This window comes from Aestuariivivens sediminis (assembly GCF_022662105.1).
Classification (GTDB): domain Bacteria; phylum Bacteroidota; class Bacteroidia; order Flavobacteriales; family Flavobacteriaceae; genus Aestuariivivens; species Aestuariivivens sediminis.
Map to the genome: position 1 here is coordinate 472,908 of NZ_JAKMCP010000003.1, position 16,417 is coordinate 489,324.

At 36.2% G+C, this 16,417-nt stretch carries 19 protein-coding genes; 10 read left to right on the forward strand and 9 right to left on the reverse strand.

The genetic code is table 11. The features are described 5' to 3' along the window. Positions 1-770 precede the first annotated feature (770 nt). A complete protein-coding gene (locus MR054_RS10120; protein WP_242085213.1) occupies positions 771-1,265 on the forward strand; it encodes an RNA polymerase sigma factor in 495 nt (164 codons plus the stop codon). A 4-nt stretch (positions 1,266-1,269) separates the two neighbouring features. After that, positions 1,270-1,911 (forward strand): hypothetical protein, encoded by a 642-nt coding sequence (locus MR054_RS10125; protein ID WP_242157770.1) that lies wholly within the window; start codon positions 1,270-1,272, stop codon positions 1,909-1,911. Between the two features lie 102 nt (positions 1,912-2,013). Here the strand turns inward: MR054_RS10125 and MR054_RS10130 are convergent, their stop codons facing one another. The 3 genes from MR054_RS10130 to MR054_RS10140 form a co-directional block, all read right to left on the reverse strand. Further along, positions 2,014-2,604, reverse strand: coding sequence for a pseudouridine synthase (locus tag MR054_RS10130; protein WP_242157772.1), 591 nt, complete (start codon positions 2,602-2,604; stop codon positions 2,014-2,016). 157 nt (positions 2,605-2,761) lie between these two features. Next, entirely contained in the window at positions 2,762-3,559 is a 798-nt protein-coding gene (locus MR054_RS10135) for a lysophospholipid acyltransferase family protein (protein ID WP_242085216.1), read from the reverse strand. Between the two features lie 176 nt (positions 3,560-3,735). Next, positions 3,736-4,377 (reverse strand): NUDIX hydrolase, encoded by a 642-nt coding sequence (locus tag MR054_RS10140; RefSeq protein WP_242157773.1) that lies wholly within the window; start codon positions 4,375-4,377, stop codon positions 3,736-3,738. Positions 4,378-4,381: 4 nt separating this feature from the next. Between MR054_RS10140 and MR054_RS10145 the strand changes: the two genes are divergently transcribed. Beyond that, positions 4,382-5,089, forward strand: coding sequence for a peptidylprolyl isomerase (locus tag MR054_RS10145; RefSeq protein WP_242157774.1), 708 nt, complete (start codon positions 4,382-4,384; stop codon positions 5,087-5,089). A 35-nt stretch (positions 5,090-5,124) separates the two neighbouring features. On the opposite strand, the gene MR054_RS10150 is transcribed toward MR054_RS10145, so the two are convergent. After that, on the reverse strand, positions 5,125-5,724 hold the full coding sequence (locus MR054_RS10150) for a trimeric intracellular cation channel family protein (protein ID WP_242157998.1): 600 nt from the start codon (positions 5,722-5,724) through the stop codon (positions 5,125-5,127). Positions 5,725-5,759: 35 nt separating this feature from the next. Next, positions 5,760-6,506, reverse strand: coding sequence for an RDD family protein (locus tag MR054_RS10155; RefSeq protein ID WP_242157775.1), 747 nt, complete (start codon positions 6,504-6,506; stop codon positions 5,760-5,762). 91 nt (positions 6,507-6,597) lie between these two features. Between MR054_RS10155 and MR054_RS10160 the strand changes: the two genes are divergently transcribed. The 6 genes from MR054_RS10160 to MR054_RS10185 all read left to right on the forward strand — a co-directional run bounded on the left by MR054_RS10160 (position 6,598) and on the right by MR054_RS10185 (position 12,930). Further along, positions 6,598-7,575 (forward strand): stage II sporulation protein M, encoded by a 978-nt coding sequence (locus tag MR054_RS10160; protein ID WP_242085220.1) that lies wholly within the window; start codon positions 6,598-6,600, stop codon positions 7,573-7,575. Next, entirely contained in the window at positions 7,562-8,506 is a 945-nt protein-coding gene (locus MR054_RS10165) for a hypothetical protein (RefSeq protein WP_242157776.1), read from the forward strand. The genes MR054_RS10160 and MR054_RS10165 overlap by 14 nt, the downstream gene beginning before the upstream one ends. Further along, the gene (locus MR054_RS10170; protein ID WP_242157777.1) at positions 8,499-9,266 is read left to right on the forward strand and encodes a DUF4129 domain-containing protein; all 768 of its coding nucleotides are present in this window, start codon (positions 8,499-8,501) and stop codon (positions 9,264-9,266) included. The genes MR054_RS10165 and MR054_RS10170 overlap by 8 nt, the downstream gene beginning before the upstream one ends. After that, a complete protein-coding gene (locus MR054_RS10175) occupies positions 9,263-10,459 on the forward strand; it encodes a DUF4350 domain-containing protein (RefSeq protein WP_242157778.1) in 1,197 nt (398 codons plus the stop codon). The genes MR054_RS10170 and MR054_RS10175 overlap by 4 nt, the downstream gene beginning before the upstream one ends. Positions 10,460-10,551: 92 nt before the next feature. Next, the gene (locus tag MR054_RS10180; RefSeq protein WP_242085516.1) at positions 10,552-11,532 is read left to right on the forward strand and encodes an AAA family ATPase; all 981 of its coding nucleotides are present in this window, start codon (positions 10,552-10,554) and stop codon (positions 11,530-11,532) included. A gap of 66 nt (positions 11,533-11,598) precedes the next feature. Next, positions 11,599-12,930, forward strand: coding sequence for a DUF58 domain-containing protein (locus MR054_RS10185; RefSeq protein WP_420868339.1), 1,332 nt, complete (start codon positions 11,599-11,601; stop codon positions 12,928-12,930). Positions 12,931-12,991: 61 nt separating this feature from the next. Here MR054_RS10185 and MR054_RS10190 read toward each other — a convergent pair whose 3' ends face one another. Beyond that, a complete protein-coding gene (locus MR054_RS10190) occupies positions 12,992-13,471 on the reverse strand; it encodes a Dps family protein (RefSeq protein WP_242085518.1) in 480 nt (159 codons plus the stop codon). 122 nt (positions 13,472-13,593) lie between these two features. Here MR054_RS10190 and MR054_RS10195 point away from each other — a divergent pair, with 122 nt between their 5' ends. Next, a complete protein-coding gene (locus MR054_RS10195) occupies positions 13,594-14,535 on the forward strand; it encodes a hydrogen peroxide-inducible genes activator (RefSeq protein ID WP_242085224.1) in 942 nt (313 codons plus the stop codon). 27 nt (positions 14,536-14,562) lie between these two features. Here MR054_RS10195 and MR054_RS10200 read toward each other — a convergent pair whose 3' ends face one another. The 3 genes from MR054_RS10200 to MR054_RS10210 all read right to left on the reverse strand — a co-directional run bounded on the left by MR054_RS10200 (position 14,563) and on the right by MR054_RS10210 (position 16,297). Then, complete coding sequence (locus tag MR054_RS10200; RefSeq protein ID WP_139002358.1) at positions 14,563-14,760, reverse strand: hypothetical protein; 198 nt, start codon at positions 14,758-14,760, stop codon at positions 14,563-14,565. 124 nt (positions 14,761-14,884) lie between these two features. Beyond that, positions 14,885-15,685 carry a TIGR00266 family protein gene (locus tag MR054_RS10205; protein ID WP_242157779.1) on the reverse strand — a complete coding sequence of 267 codons (801 nt, stop codon included), beginning with the start codon at positions 15,683-15,685 and terminating at the stop codon, positions 14,885-14,887. A gap of 156 nt (positions 15,686-15,841) precedes the next feature. Further along, positions 15,842-16,297: a DUF4442 domain-containing protein gene (locus MR054_RS10210; protein WP_242085226.1), complete on the reverse strand. Its 456-nt coding sequence runs from the start codon at positions 16,295-16,297 to the stop codon at positions 15,842-15,844. Positions 16,298-16,417 lie beyond the last annotated feature (120 nt).

Consider the following 16,417-nt stretch of genomic DNA (forward strand, 5'->3'; position numbering starts at 1 on the left):
CAAAAAACAGACCCAGCAGATGACGTTCTATGTAACCCCTTTCAGTACCAAAAATGGGGTATGATAAACCAAATATTTGACCAAAGGGCTAAGATATTTTGTTCAATTTATGATATCCATGGGTCCTTTATATCTATTTTTTTAAAGATGATTAGGGAGATTTAAGACATCATATCATGCCGTACTCACCATTATTTTTAGATAAAAATGCAGCTCATTTTATCTGGTGAACAAGTTGCTTCGTTGCATTTTGTTTTGGGTTTTCTAAGAATTTCTGGGTCTTATATGTCATGCGGATGATGGATTTTTGAATATGGTTTTTGGTGTTTTACGCATCACTGAGACGAGCCGCATATTAATGGATGCTTTAAGGTAAATCTGTAAGGGTATTACCATGAAAAGCCATCATAAACAAAATCTATAATTGAGCCTTTTATATTTGATTATTAGAATTATAGAATAACTAATATAAACTTATACTTTAATTAATAAAACGAACACTGACAGCCATTTAACTTTTAACTTAAAATGGTAAAATACCGATTAAAACATTAAAATATCGGCCTGTCATGAGCCGAACAGTTAGGTCCATTTTTTAATATAAGGGTAATCCTAAATTGTTAAATTTACATGCCACAAGAGTCCATTGTATTATGAAAGTCTTTTTATTTTTATCCCTTAATGCTCCCTCTACTCTAGTCTATAACAAATGATTATTTTTGTAACATTTTTAAACGCTATGCTACTTACACAATAACTAACCCACCAATTTGAAGAAAGATCTCGAACATAGTTTTGTGGAATTGCTGGAAAGGCATCAAAACATCATACATAAAGTATGTCGGTTGTACACAAACCATTACGATGCGCATAATGATTTATTTCAAGAGATCACCATTCAACTATGGAAAGCGTATCCCAAGTTCAGGGGCGATTCCAAATTTAGCACGTGGATGTATCGCGTGGGTTTAAATACGGCCATTACCCTGTACAGAAAATCGAAACGCCAGATTTCAACTCAAGATTTTGATGGGGTTGAATTCAAAATTAAAGCAGAACATTATGATGACACTGAAGAACAACAACTGAAACAGCTCTATACAGCCATTCATCAATTGAATGATATTGAAAAAGCCCTTGTATTTCTGTATTTGGAAGACCGGGATTATAAAGAAATAAGTGAAACATTAGGTATAAGTCAAGTCAATGCCCGCGTGAAAATGAACCGGGTAAAAACAAAACTAAAAACCCTGCTAAACTCTTAAACCTATGGATGAATTAGAGGTATTAAAAAAGGATTGGAATAAACAAGATCAGCGTTTTAGAAAGTTGTCCTACGGTGAGATCTACAAAATGATTTTAAAGAAATCGTCCTCCATTGTAAAATGGATTTTTATAATTAGTCTCCTTGAGTTTGTATTCTGGTTTGTAATTTCTTTTTTATTAAAGGGAACTTCGGTTTCGCGTAAGGTTGAGGCTCTCGAAATGGATCACATCTTAATTCCATTAAGTGTAGTCTCCTATATTATTTTAATCTATTTCTTCTATTTGTTCTATAAAAACTACAGAAACATTTCGGCTACCGATAACGCCAAAAGTCTCATGGAAAACATTTTAAAAACCAGAAGAACGGTTAAATATTATGTTATTTTCAATCTGGTGGCATTAGTAATCGGCACCGTAATAGGTACCTTTTATGCCCTAAGACATAGTCCGGAGTTTACTGAAAAAATGGCTATAGCGACATCACAGGACGACACCTTTAAAATCTATGCCGGAACGGTAATCGCCATCGTCATTGCCTTGGCTATTACCATTTTATTTTTATTGGTGTTTTATTATCTTATCTACGGCTTGTTGCTAAAACGGTTGAATAAGAATTACAGGGAATTAAAGAAATTAGAGGTCTAAATATGGGGTGGCTTTGGAAAATTTTATAGAGTCATGGACCTGAACGACCTATGGTGAAAATAAACGCAACGCTTTACATGCTATCAGGTTCTTAGCGCCCAGCTAAATCATAAATTTATCGACCTCCATAACCTCCCCCACGTGCATACCATCCAAACCAATACGTCCTACCCTAACCCGGACCAATCGCAAGGTGGGGCATCCTACTGCCGATGTCATTTTTCGCACTTGCCTAAATTTACCTTCCCTCAAGATTATGGATAGCCACGTTGTCGGCCCATGACGTGCATCCCTTATTTTCCTGGAACGTTCGGGTAAATTTGGGGTTTTCTCCAAGGGTATTACTTTACAAGGTTTAGTGGTATATTTTTTGCCATGGATTCCTATGTCTACACCATCCCTCAATTGCTGAACAGCTTCATTAGAAATTCGACCATCGACCAGAGCGTAGTATTCTTTCTCTACCTTTTTACTGTTTACGTAATCGCTCATTTTTCCATCGGTAGTCAACAACAGTAATCCTTCCGATTTTTCATCCAAACGTCCAACAGCCATAATACCAGAAGGAAAGTCCTCTAAATCCCCTAGCAACTTTTTTTTGTTTTGTTGTGCAGAGTTGGTTTGAAACTGACTTAAATACCCATAGGGTTTATAGATGATGTAATGCTTATGGATGAGTTTATTCATTTCCATGACCTTGAATCCTATTGCTCTTTAACTTTGGGAAGTAAAACCTGAAAGGTGTTATTTTAAATCTATAATGTTATACACTGAGCCCTCCTTAGATTTACCAGAACTGCTCCAGGCCGTATTTCCAACAGGCAGATGTAAGTCCTCATGGTTTCGAGGCTTACCATTCCCGCAATTTATTGAGCGCTTCTTGCTCTTCCAGTTCGCTTTGGGGAATGACCTTAAGAAATGATGGGTGCTGTTCTATGGCAAATTCTATTTTTTTTACGATGTCTTCGGTGGTTTCATTGTCGTAATCAATTTCCAAAGGCGCTTTAATCTCCATGGATTGCAGAATATTCTTCTTTTTAATCCGCAGGCCTTTTTTATCGAAAGAGCGCCTAAAACCGTCAATAACTATAGGCACTACTATAGGCTTATAGCGTTTTATAATATGAGCGGTGCCCTTTCGAATGGGCTTAAAAGGTGTAGTTGTTCCTTGGGGGAAGGTAATCACCCAACCATCATCCAAAGCCTTTCCGATATTAGAGATATCGCTCATCTTTACCTGTCGGTTGACCTCCTGACCATCCGCTCTCCAGGTACGCTCAATACTTATGGATCCGACATAAGCCAGAATTTTTGGTAACAATCCAGCCCTCATGGTTTCCTTGGCTGCCACGTAATAAATATTTAATTTAGGGTTCCAAAGGTATCCCACGTTTTTTATGGAATCCACACGACCACTCAAACTGGCATTAAACACATGGAACATGGCCACCACATCCGCAAAGTAAGTCTGATGATTCGATATAAACAGCACGTTATTATCCGGTAAGGTTTTTATGACCTCTGAACCATCAATTTGCAGTTCGTTAAACCCTCTAAAACGCCTGTGGGTCATCACGCCCAAAATACGAATGATCCATTTTTTTATAAAGAGAATATGTCCGAATGGATTTTTCTTGAATAACCCCATAAAACCCTGAGTGAAAATTTAGTTAGCTGCTACAAAAGTACATGAAATTTTTCCATTTGAAAATTCACGAAACAAAATGGAAAAACGATTTGATTGCACTAAGGGAATGCTAAGGTAACATTAAGTTTTATCCTTATTCGTAGAAAAATTAATTTCTTATTTATGAAACACAAGGCTTAAACCACCTGCCTTATGAGGTCTTTAATTTCACTTAACATCATAGCTGTGGCACCCCAAACCACATAATTGTTCAAATAAAATGCAGGAACCTCTACATCCATACTATATGATGTTTCCACTTTTTTTGTAATTAAAACCGTATCCTCCATAAAATGATGTAAAGGAACTTCAATAACCGTTTCAACCTCATCCTCTTGTTTGGTAAATACCGGAGTTTGATGGGTAATACCCAAAAACGGAGACACATAAAAATTACTTGGAGGTATATAGACGCTGGATAATTCGCGAATAATTTCAATGGCAGGTACAGGCACACCTATTTCCTCGAACGTTTCCCTTAACGCTGCATCTTTAAGGTTTTGGTCTTGCTTTTCCATCTTACCTCCCGGAAAACCTATCTGTGCTGAATGTACACCGTTATAGGTTTTTCGCAATATCAATACAAAATTGGTTTGTCTTCTGATATCAGGAAAAAATAAAGCAAGAACACCCGCACGTTTCGCATTTTCAATTCCTTTTCTTTGCGTTTTCAAAAGTTGCTGACGCAAAGGGGGGACCATTTTAAAGTGTGAGGTTTCGGCTGGTAGCTCAATATTTTTTATTTTTGAAATCGATTTTATAAATTCATCAAAATTCATTTACATGCGTATTGCCCTTTTACTTGGTTTATTTTTCATTCTTCTGAATTGTGAAGATAAACAATCTAAAAAAAACAGCATATCACAACCAACAACGGATTTGCAACAGGAAGAAAAAACCAATACCACTGTTGCAAGGAACAAACCGGAGCGTGTCTATCCGCAATTAAATGATGAAAATGCCATGGAGTTCTTTCTGCAATATGAAAAGGACCACAAAGAGAATAAAGTACGCATGACTACGGATTTTGGGGTTATTGATATTCTATTGTTCAATGAAACAAAATTCCATCGTGCCAACTTTATCTTTTTAACCAAACAGAACTATTTCAACAACACGCAGTTTTACAGGGTTATAGATAATTTTATGGTTCAAGCCGGAAATAGTGACGATAGAAAAACAGCAAGAAAACGTAGAAAAATTGGAAAATATTTACTACCAAAAGACACGAAACGTGGTTTTACACATGAAAGAGGAGTCATATCCATGCCGAGCAGCGAAATTGACAATCCTCATAAATTGGCCTCCCCATATGAATTTTTTATCGTACAACAACACGGTGGCGCCCATTATTTAGATGGTGACTACACTATTTTTGGAAGGGTTATTAACGGCATGGATGTGGTGGATAGAATCGCTGCGGTCGATACCGATGAAGCCGATTGGCCCCTTAAAAATATTTTTATTAGAAAGGTTGAAATTTTGGAATAGGCCGGAAGATCTGAAACCATACAAAACTTAACCATTTACTTATAGATAACAGGCAGTGCAATTTTAAATTTGACGGCAAGTAACCTCAGCACTATAACCACAACACCAGAAATTATAAAAACTACATGGTTTGCAATGGGTAATTCCTGCAACAAGAAATAGGTCAGTCCTCCTAAAATACATGCCGTGGCATAAATCTCCCTTCTAAATATCACTGGTATTTCATTACACAGAATATCCCTTATTACACCACCAAAACTAGCGGTCATGGTTCCCAAAGCTATACATATAATGGGGTGCAATCCAAAATGAACTCCCTTTTCAATACCAACCACGGTATACAACCCAATTCCAATGGTATCGAACAAAAACAAGGAGGTTCTTAAATAGTTAATCCTGGATCTAATCATTATGGCAATAATAGCTGCAGCCATAATGACGTAGGTATATGTCATATCCTTCATCCAGCTTACGGGTGTGGCCCCGATAAGCAAATCCCGAAGTGTTCCTCCTCCCACGGCCGTAACAAAAGCAATTATGAAAATGCCAAACATATCCATCTTCTTATTAACGGCTGCAAGTACGCCAGAAATGGCGAAGGCTATGGTTCCTAAAATATCTATGGCATAAAACATCATTAGTCTTGTTATATTATTAATTCGGTGATCTGTTACATGTTTTGTGTATAATAGTTGTAATCCTTTAAAATGATATCTATGAATTCAACATCTGAATCCTGTTTTATTTCCTTGATATCCATAACTTCTACCAATTTCTGTCTTAATTTTATTAATGTTGGATAATCCCTGGTTTTTTTCGCGGCTAGGAATGTGTCCTTGATAATACGTGCATCCTTATCGGATAATCGAATAACATGGGGATAAGATGGCACGTAATTATTACTTAAGTCCTCTAAAATAGTATGACTGATGTTTATATTATGCTTTAAAGTAATGACTGCTGTTCCGGCAGCTAAATCCCCCAGCCTTTGATTTTTGGAGCTCGTGATAATAGCAATTAGGGCTACGATACCGGTCATGATATTCAAATCCACAATACGCATAAACCATCGTATCAAAAAGTCGGCAAAAGACGCTTGATACCCATCGATCTTAACCACTTTGATTTTCATGATGCGCTTACCGGGAGTTTGCCCGTCTAAAAGAGATTCGAAGACCAAAGTGTAAACGACCACTGGCATATAAAACAAGGCATAAATGGATATTTGAGACCACTGGTCCATATCTCGTACCGCCTCATCTATACGAAATAGATTAAACATTACCTGATAAATTACCACGATGTAGGCAATTTTTATAATCCAATCGATACCATAGGCTAAAATACGTTCACCCACGCTGGCTGCGGTAAAATTAATATTTACATTTTGGGTGGTATTTATTTGTAATTCTACCATGAATCGACTTTAAATTTTGCCATACAAATCTATTGTAATTTATCGTAAGGACTAAACTACGATTAAATAATTTTGATTAGTTTTGATTTGCATGAGAGAAGTTGCCTTTATTAAACAAAACAAGGAAAAATGGCTAAATTTCGAAAAAGCTATTTTTGGAAGGACTCTAAAAAATCCTGATGAACTGGCATCTTTATATATTCATTTGGTTAACGATTTGTCTTATGCACAGACCTACTATCCCAAGAGTAAAACCATCTTATATCTCAACCATTTAACGGCCAAGGCTTTTCAAAAGATTTACAAGACCAAACGCGAAGACACCAATCGTTTTGTGAGTTTTTGGAAGAATGAAGTCCCCCTGTTAATTTACCAATACAGAAGGTATGTCCTGTATGCCTTTATTATTTTTTTTGGTTTTGTCACCATCGGCGCTTTATCGGCGGCCTTTGACGATACTTTTGTGCGTATAATTTTAGGTGACGACTATGTGAATATGACCCTTGAAAATATCGATAAGGGCGACCCTATAGCTGTTTACAAAAACGGGAGTAATTGGGGAAGTTTTATTGGGATCACTTTAAATAACATATACATTGGTATTAAGTCCTTTATTTATGGTGTTTTTGGAGGATTGGGTACCGGATTGGTAATGCTGTATAATGGTATTATGCTGGGGTCTTTTCAGTATTTCTTTTATGAACAGGGTGTGTTTTGGGAAAGTGTACGTGGCATTTGGATACATGGTGCTATGGAGATTTTTGCCATCGTCATTGAAGGGGCAGCAGGCCTCATGCTTGGCGCCAGTATTTTGTTTCCAAAAACCTATTCTAGATCGACTTCATTTAAAATCGGTATCAAAGACGGTGTTAAAATTTTAATTAGCACCTTCCCATTTACGATACTTGCAGGATTTTTAGAGGGTTATGTAACACGCTATTCCAATATCATGCCCAATTGGCTGTCTGTAGGCATTATTTTAATTACACTTGGGATGATTTCATATTACTATCTCATTTACCCATTTATAGTACATCATAAACTCAACAAGTCGCATGCAATTATATAAATCTAGAGGATTTAGTGATTTTTTTCAGGATACCTTTGCTTTTATTAATCAGAATGGAAAGCATTTTTTCAAACACTATTTTATCATCAATGGTGTTTTTTTACTCATTCTTATAGGTATTGGTTATCTATTTACCAAATTTTACACCAATGTTGTTTTTGGTGGATTTCTTGGAGGTAATCAAAGCACAACGGTGTTAGATAATTATATTAATGATCATCTCGGGTTATTTATTGCCATAATGTTCATATTCATTTTTGTTGCCATTATAGCCGCGATGGTATCCTATGTTTTCCCTGCCATTTACTTAAAATTATATGTTGCCCATGATGGTTATCCATTTAACACCGCACAAATAATCAATGTATACAAACAAAACATAGGAAAACTTATAATTTATCTCATTTGCAGCATGCTTTTAGGTATACCGTTGCTCATTGTCTTTTTTGTTGTAGCTTTTATTTTAGCCATTACCATTATAGGCCTATTGGCCATTCCGTTGCTCTTTGGCGCCTTCATGCTCTTTTATATTATGACATTAATGGAATACTTAGAGCATAAACGAGGTATCTGGGAAAGCTTCAGGTACTCCTGGGAACTTTTAAAATCCAAGTTTTGGGCCGCTGCAGGCTGTGTAGGCCTGTTCTATCTTATAAGTTATATTATACAAAACGTGATTAATATAATTCCCTATTTATTTGGAATGGCAAGCTTATTCACAACCATAGAAACAGGAGGTCCCGGTAATGATGAGTTGGATACAACCATGACCATTATACTGTTAGCGGTTTTCTTTTTGTCATTTTTGGTAAGCGCCTTTTTAAATACCATTGTACAATTGAACCAGGGCATTATCTTTTACAGTTTAAAAGAAGACCTTGAAAATATTAATGCCAAAAGCATTATTGACCAAATAGGATCCGGTGAATAAAAATTATGGCCTTCATATCATTGTTTTCCTTATGGGGTTTTTATGGATGTCTCATGTATCCGAAAAATCAGCGATTATCCCTTTTGAACCGCAACAAAACACAAGGGATAGTTTGCAAATAGACACCGGTAAGGTGTCTCCAAGAAAATTTGAAGATTTTAACGATCGCTATACCGATGATGATTTTATTTATGAGAGAACGGTGGAAAACTCTGGTTGGTGGATGCGTTTTAAGCAGTGGTTGACAGATATATTTTGGGACCTCTTCAATCTAAAAAATAAAGAACAAGCTGCTGAGATAACCAATGTAGCCATAAAAATAGCCGGTATTATTATTTTTCTATTGGTTGTTTATTTTATTGTTAAAGCGATATTAAATGAAGAAGGCACCTGGGTATTTGGGAAATTATCCGACAAAAGTATAATTCCTGCAAGCACCATTGAAACCCATATCCACACAACGGATTTCAAAGCCTTAATACAGGATGCAGAAAATCAAAATAACTACCGCTTAGTGATTAGATATTACTACCTATGGCTCTTAAAGTCATTAAGTGAAACCGGAGCCATTGCATATGACCTGGAGAAAACCAATAGTGACTATTTCAATGAGATTGCATCAACCGAGATTAAAGAAGGATTTGCCTATACCTCCTATCTCTATAATTACATATGGTACGGGGAGTTTAATATTGATGACTCTCAGTTCGGTAAGGCCAAACAGGCGTTTGTTAAATTGCTTAGCCTACTAAAAGAATGAACAAGACCGTAAAACTATATTTAGTTATTTTACTTATCCTATTTATTGGTGTGGCCGCTGTCGAATTGTCTTTACCTAAACCCATAAACTGGACACAAACCTATAATGAAAAGCATAAAATACCATACGGCACCTATATTCTGCATGACCAATTAAAATATTTATTTCCTAACGATAGTATCATAACCATACGTACTACGCCCTACCAATATTTTAATGCCCTGTACAACTGGCAGGATAGCACCTATACCTCAGCCGGAACTTATCTTTTAATAAAAGGGTTTACCAATATGGACGACGCATCATCTCAAGAACTATTGGATTTTGCATCCCATGGCAATGAGGTGTTCATTGCCTCCAATTATCCACCCCAAAACATATTGGACTCACTTCACATAACGGTGAAGTACGACTATAATTTTAAAGGTAGGGCTGAACTTAGCCTTTCCAACCCTGTTTTTAAAAAAGACTCCATTACTATAGAAAAAGGATTGAGCAATTCTTATTTCTCTGCATTGGATACCGTGAACACCACGGTCTTGGGTTATCAAAAATTCAACACGTCGAAACATATTAATTATGTGAAGGTCAGTTATGGATCAGGCCATGTCCTGGTACACCTTCAACCAGCCGTGTTCACCAATTATCATTTGTTAAAAGAAGACCATAGGAAATATGCAGCGGCTATTTTATCTTATATAAAAGAGGGTAACATCTATTTCGATTCCCAAAATAAATTAGGGAATAGCTTAGGGAATTCGCCATTGCGGTTCATTTTAAATGAACCTGCATTACGCTGGTCCTGGTATTTAGGACTCATCAGTCTGGCCTTGTTTATGGTATTCAATGCCAAGCGAAAACAACGCATAATACAGGTTATAAAACCTTTGGAGAATACCACTATTGCCTTTACAAAAACCATTGGGAACCTGTATTATGAAACCAGGGATCACCATACCATTATCGATAAAAAAATCACCTATTTTTTAGAGCATGTCCGAAGACTGTATTATATAGATACACAGGTTTTAGATGACACCTTTATTAAGACCTTAAGCCTTAAATCCGGAAAGGATCGGGCAAAATTAAATCAGTTAATCACTTTAATTATAAATTTAAAAGGAAATCGACAGTGCACTGAGGATGATTTGCTTAAATTGAATACCGCTATTGAAAATTTTTACACCACATAAATATGGAACATTTAAACAGTGACGATTCCCAAAAATCACAAAACAAAAATGAAGCACATACAGAAAGCTCAGACCAAATGACTCAAAACCATATGGAAGAAAATATAGATTTTAAAAACCGTTTAGACTTGAGTGAACTTCAGGAGGGCATTGCTCTTATAAAGCATGAAATAACCAAAGTTATTGTTGGTCAAAACAGTATGATCGATTTGCTCATTGCCACAATTTTGGCCAATGGTCATGCTTTAATTGAAGGTGTACCGGGGGTAGCTAAAACCATTTCAGCTAAATTATTGGCAAAATCCCTGGATATTGGCTTTAGCCGAATTCAATTCACACCGGATTTGATGCCTAGCGATATTTTGGGAACTTCGGTGTTTAATGTTAAAACCTCGGATTTTGAATTTAAAAAAGGGCCTATTTTCTCCAACATGATTCTTATAGATGAAATAAACCGCGCTCCGGCTAAAACACAGGCCGCTTTATTTGAAGTTATGGAAGAGCGTCAAATCACCATGGATGGCCTTACATTTAATATGGATCTTCCTTTTATCGTTTTGGCCACTCAAAACCCCATAGAACATGAAGGTACCTATCGGTTACCGGAAGCCCAGCTGGACCGTTTTTTGTTCAAAATAGATATTGATTATCCTAAACTGGATGAAGAAATTGAAATTATTAACCGGGAACAGGCTTTACATGGCGAATCCAAAACCGAAAAAATAACGGCAAACCTTAGCGGCAGCAAAATCATAAATTTTCAAAATATTGTAAATCAAATTATTATCGAATCCCATTTAGTAAAATATATTGCCAATATTATTGTTAATACCCGAAACAATCCCTTTTTATACCTGGGAGCATCACCACGAGCCTCTATAGCCATTTTAAAAGCCAGTAAGGCGTTTGCTGCCATGGGTGGACGTGATTTTGTAACGCCGGAGGATATTAAGCGTGCTGCAATTCCCGTTTTGCAACATCGCGTTATTGTCACGCCGGAACGTGAAATGGAAGGTGTTACAACAAAACAGATTATTAGTCAAATTATTGATACGGTAGAAATACCAAGATAACAGGAATGATTTCAGCTAAAATCGTATGATTGCTAAACCATTAATTAAAAATCCAAAACATAAATAGTGAAGCTTCTTAAGGCGCTTTATATACAAAATCGTTTTTTTTATCTGGCCATGGCCCTGATGGGCTTGTTTGCCCTGGGGTTTGTTTTTCCCAGTTGGTTTAACATCACCAAATTGATCTTATTGGTTTTGGCTACTGTCACTGTTTTGGACATGCTCATCCTTTTTAGTACAAAAAAAGGGCTTACAGCAGAAAGGCACTTGCCTGAAAAATTTTCTAACGGGGACCCAAATCACGTCTCTCTAACCATCGAAAACTTTTATACATTTCCTATATACACCAGGATTATTGATGAAATACCGGAGCAATTTCAAATTCGTCATTTTAAAATAGACAGGAAAATAGCTCCGACAAGCCTATTGGAATTACAATATGAATTACGCCCCACAGCACGTGGCGAGTACCATTTTGGGAAACTTAATATTTACGTCTCTTCCATTTTTGGGCTTATTACACGCCGTTTTAGTTTTAATGACCATATGACAATTCCCACCTACCCTAGTTTTATGCAATTGCACAAGTTCGATTTATTGGCGATAAATAACCATTTACACCAGTACGGAATAAAAAAAATCAGGAAAATAGGTCACACCATGGAATTTGAGCAAATCAGGGAGTATGTCCTGGGGGATGATTTGCGCACCATCAATTGGAAATCTACCGCCAAGAAAAACGAATTAATGGTAAATCAATTTCAGGATGAAAAATCCCAACCGGTATATTCGGTAATTGATAAAGGGCGTGTTATGAAAATGCCCTTTAATGGCCTAACCTTATTGGACCATGCTATAAATTCCACCCTGGTTATCAGTAATGTTGTCCTTAAAAAGCACGATAAAGCCGGACTTTTTGCATTTTCAAAAAAAGTAGAAAACCGCATTGTGGCAGAACGTAGATTGTCGCAAATGCATTTAATATTAGAATGTCTTTACAATATTAAAACTGATTTTTTCGAAAGTGATTTTGGGCGTCTTTATGCGGATATAAAACGAAACATTACGCATCGAAGCCTTATATTATTATACACCAATTTTGAAACATTAGATGGGTTACACAGACAAATGGCCTATTTGAAAGGCATTGCTAAAAGTCATCTATTAGTGGTGATCTTCTTCAAGAATACTGAATTAAGCGCACTCATAAGCAAAAAAGCAGAAACCGTACAACAAGTTTATGATAAAGTTATTGCCGAAAAGTTCTCATTCGAAAAACGATTGATTGTTAATGAATTAAAAAAGTACGGAATCCAATCCATTTTAACCACCCCGCAGGATCTTACTATTGATACGATAAACAAATACCTTGAAATTAAAGCTCGTGGTTTACTTTAATCAAAAAAAATACCCGCTATAAAACGGATATAGCGGGTATAAAAACTAACCACTAACTCATCTAAACTGTTTGACCTAACCAGGCTTTCATCATCCAAACCGTTTTTTCTTGCTCCGTAATGAAGTCACTCATCATGGCATTGGTTCCTTCATCATTGGCATCATCTGACTTGTCTAAAATATCGCGTTCAATTTTAAGTAGTTCGGTTAAGGATTCAACAATCAACCAAACGGCTTTTTCATCCTCAGAAATGTTTTTACCCACTCGTACCTGGGCGATTTCGGAATAATCTTCAAAGGTATGTAATGGTGTTTCTCCAAGGGTCAATATACGTTCGGCTATCATATCAACTTTTAAATTGGCATCATTGTATAACTCTTCAAACTTCACATGCAAATCGAAAAAGCGTTTGCCTCGTATATTCCAATGAATTCCTCTTAAATTTTGATAATATATTTGAAAATTAGCCAGTAATTTATTCAATTCCCGGGCCAATTGGACTGTTTTTGTGGCATCCAAACCAATACTATTACGTGTCATCATTTTTATCATTCTTATAATTCTTATATTATTTTGTACTACAAATTTAATTTATAATTAACGCCTATTTTAATAAATTTTATTGATAGTTTTTATATTTTTATAGCCTAAATCAATAGATTATGACCATTACACAATTGTACTATGTCCTGGCGGTTGCTGAAAACCAAAATTTCACCAAAGCAGCCGAAAAATGTTTTGTGACGCAGCCCACTTTGAGCATGCAAATACAAAAACTTGAGGATCAATTGGATGTTCAAATTTTTGATCGTACCAAAAAACCCATAGAACTCACTGAAATTGGAAGAAAAATTGTTACCCAAGCAAGAAATATCGTTAATGAATCGTATCGTATTCAAGATATCGTAGACCAGCAAAAAGGGTTTGTTGGAGGTGAATTTAAGTTAGGTATCATACCGACAGTCATGCCTACCTTATTACCCATGTTCTTAAAAAACTTTATTAAAAAACACCCTAAGGTTAAGCTCATAATCGAAGAATTAACCACCGAAGAAATAATAAACAAAATAAAAGATGGGCATTTGGATGCGGCTATTGCTGCCACGCCACTCGAGGAAGAAGACATTAAAGAACGGGTACTTTATTTTGAACCCTTTGTAAGTTACATTCCCAAAAGCCATAGGCTACATTTAAACAAAAAAATAAATGTTGAAGATCTGGATATTAATGACATGCTTTTATTGGAAGACGGGCATTGTTTTCGGGATGGAGTTATCAACCTGTGTAAAGTTTTTAAGAATAATCCCGACGATAAATTTCAGTTGGAAAGTGGAAGTATTGAAACCTTAATAAAACTCTCCAATGAAGGACTTGGCATGACTTTACTCCCGTATTTACACACGTTGGACATCAATGAAAAGGACAAAGAGAACATTCACTACTTTAATGAACCCACTCCTGCTAGGGAGGTAAGTCTCATCTATCACAAGAGTGAACTAAAAATACAAATTATTGAAGCCTTACAGGATGTCATATCCGGCATCATTAGAGGTGCCATTGCCTTCCAGAATGTAAAAATAATTAGTCCTCTATCCAAAATGTAAAAGAGCGACTTAAAGTCGCTCTTTTCCCTATGGTTTTAAATAGATTAAACATTGATTTAATTCTGGGTTTTGCTGTACCAAGGACTGAATAAACACTTTGAGCTCCTCAATCTCATAAGGTAACAACCGTGTTAAAGCCTTTTGTACTTCCTTGCAAAACAATGTAACATCAAAACTGACTTTATTAAGTACCGTTTTGGTATACTCAAGCATTGCTCTTGCCATAATTAATATTAAGTATTTGGTTTGAAAAAGTAAAGGTATACGATAGGCCAGAATTTTTAAAATTTAACATCTAAATTTAACAAAAAATTGGAAACGCCCATCAAAATTTAAATTTTTTAACATATTAAAATCTATTGTCACCGTCCAACAAATCACCTAAACCTCCCAAAATACTACCTTCTCCTTTATCTTTACCGCCTCCTCTGGGTGCTGAAGCCAATACTCTTCCGGCCAATCGACTAAATGGCAAAGATTGAATATAGACTTCTCCAGGCCCTTGCAATTTCGCAAAAAACAGCCCTTCACCTCCAAATATTGTGTTTTTAATACCCCCTATAAATTCAATATCATAATCCATATCCTGGGTAAAACCAACAATACATCCTGTATCCACGCGCAAGGTTTCACCCGATCGTAATATTTTTTTAGCCATGGTGCCTCCCGCATGAACGAATGCCATACCATCGCCTTCCAGTTTTTGCATTATAAAACCTTCCCCTCCAAAAAGTCCACGTCCCAGTCGTTTAGAAAATTCGATGCCAATACTAACCCCTTTAGCGGCACATAAAAAAGCGTCTTTTTGACAAATAAATTTACCCCCATACTGGGTCAGGTCTATTGGAATTATTTTACCGGGATATGGAGAAGCAAAGGAAACTTTACGTTTACCTGACAATATGTTATAGAATGCTGTCATGAAAAGGCTTTCTCCTGTAAGAATCCGTTTTCCAGCACCTAAAATTTTACCTAAAAACCCGGAATTTTGTTGGGATCCATCTCCAAAAATGGTTTCCATTTTAATGCCATCATCCATCATCATAAAACTACCAGCCTCGGCAACAATGGCCTCCTGTGGATCCAGTTCAATTTCTACGTATTGCATTTCTTCTCCGTAGATTCGATAATCTATTTCGTGTGCAGTCATTTTTTTATGGTTTTGATTCGTTTATTTGTTGATTCCATTTAGCTTTTGTTACACCATGTCTTAAAAAATTCCATTTACCATTCTGAAATTTTAAGTTTTGAACTCGTTTATGCTGATACCTATTACCTCTTTTTTTTTAAATCTTAATTTGCGGATCTATTTTTTAACTTTTATGCTCCATTCAAATTTAAATGTCGATACTTCCAACCCCGCTTCATTAACGCCCGTGGCAGTCATCCAAATGGTTTCCCCTTCTCCACCATGTATTGCTTTATTTAAGGCCTCGTCCACCAGACTCCCATCTTGGCAAGTAAATGTAATTTTACCTGTTGCTTTTTTTGTAAACGTTGCCTTATTGGAGGTAACTAACATAGACATCCTTGTTCCGCTTTCCTTAATTTTACCTGTAATCAAGGCTCCGGTAGAAAATTCGGCTGCCATTCCTTGCACTGCCCAATACATGGATTTAAATGGATTTTGATTTATCCATCGATGCCTAACGCTCACTTCACATGACCGGGCATCAATAAACGCCGTTCGAACCCCGCATAGATAAGCCGATGGCAACTTTAAAAACATGAACAGATTTAGTTGTCTGGGTGTTAATTTCATTTAGTAATGGTTTAAATACAGCCTAAATTAAAAAATAAATCAATAGCCGTAAATGTTAAATTAATGTTAAATTTTAGTACTGTGTATTGCATAATACCTTCTTTTAGATATATATTTGCA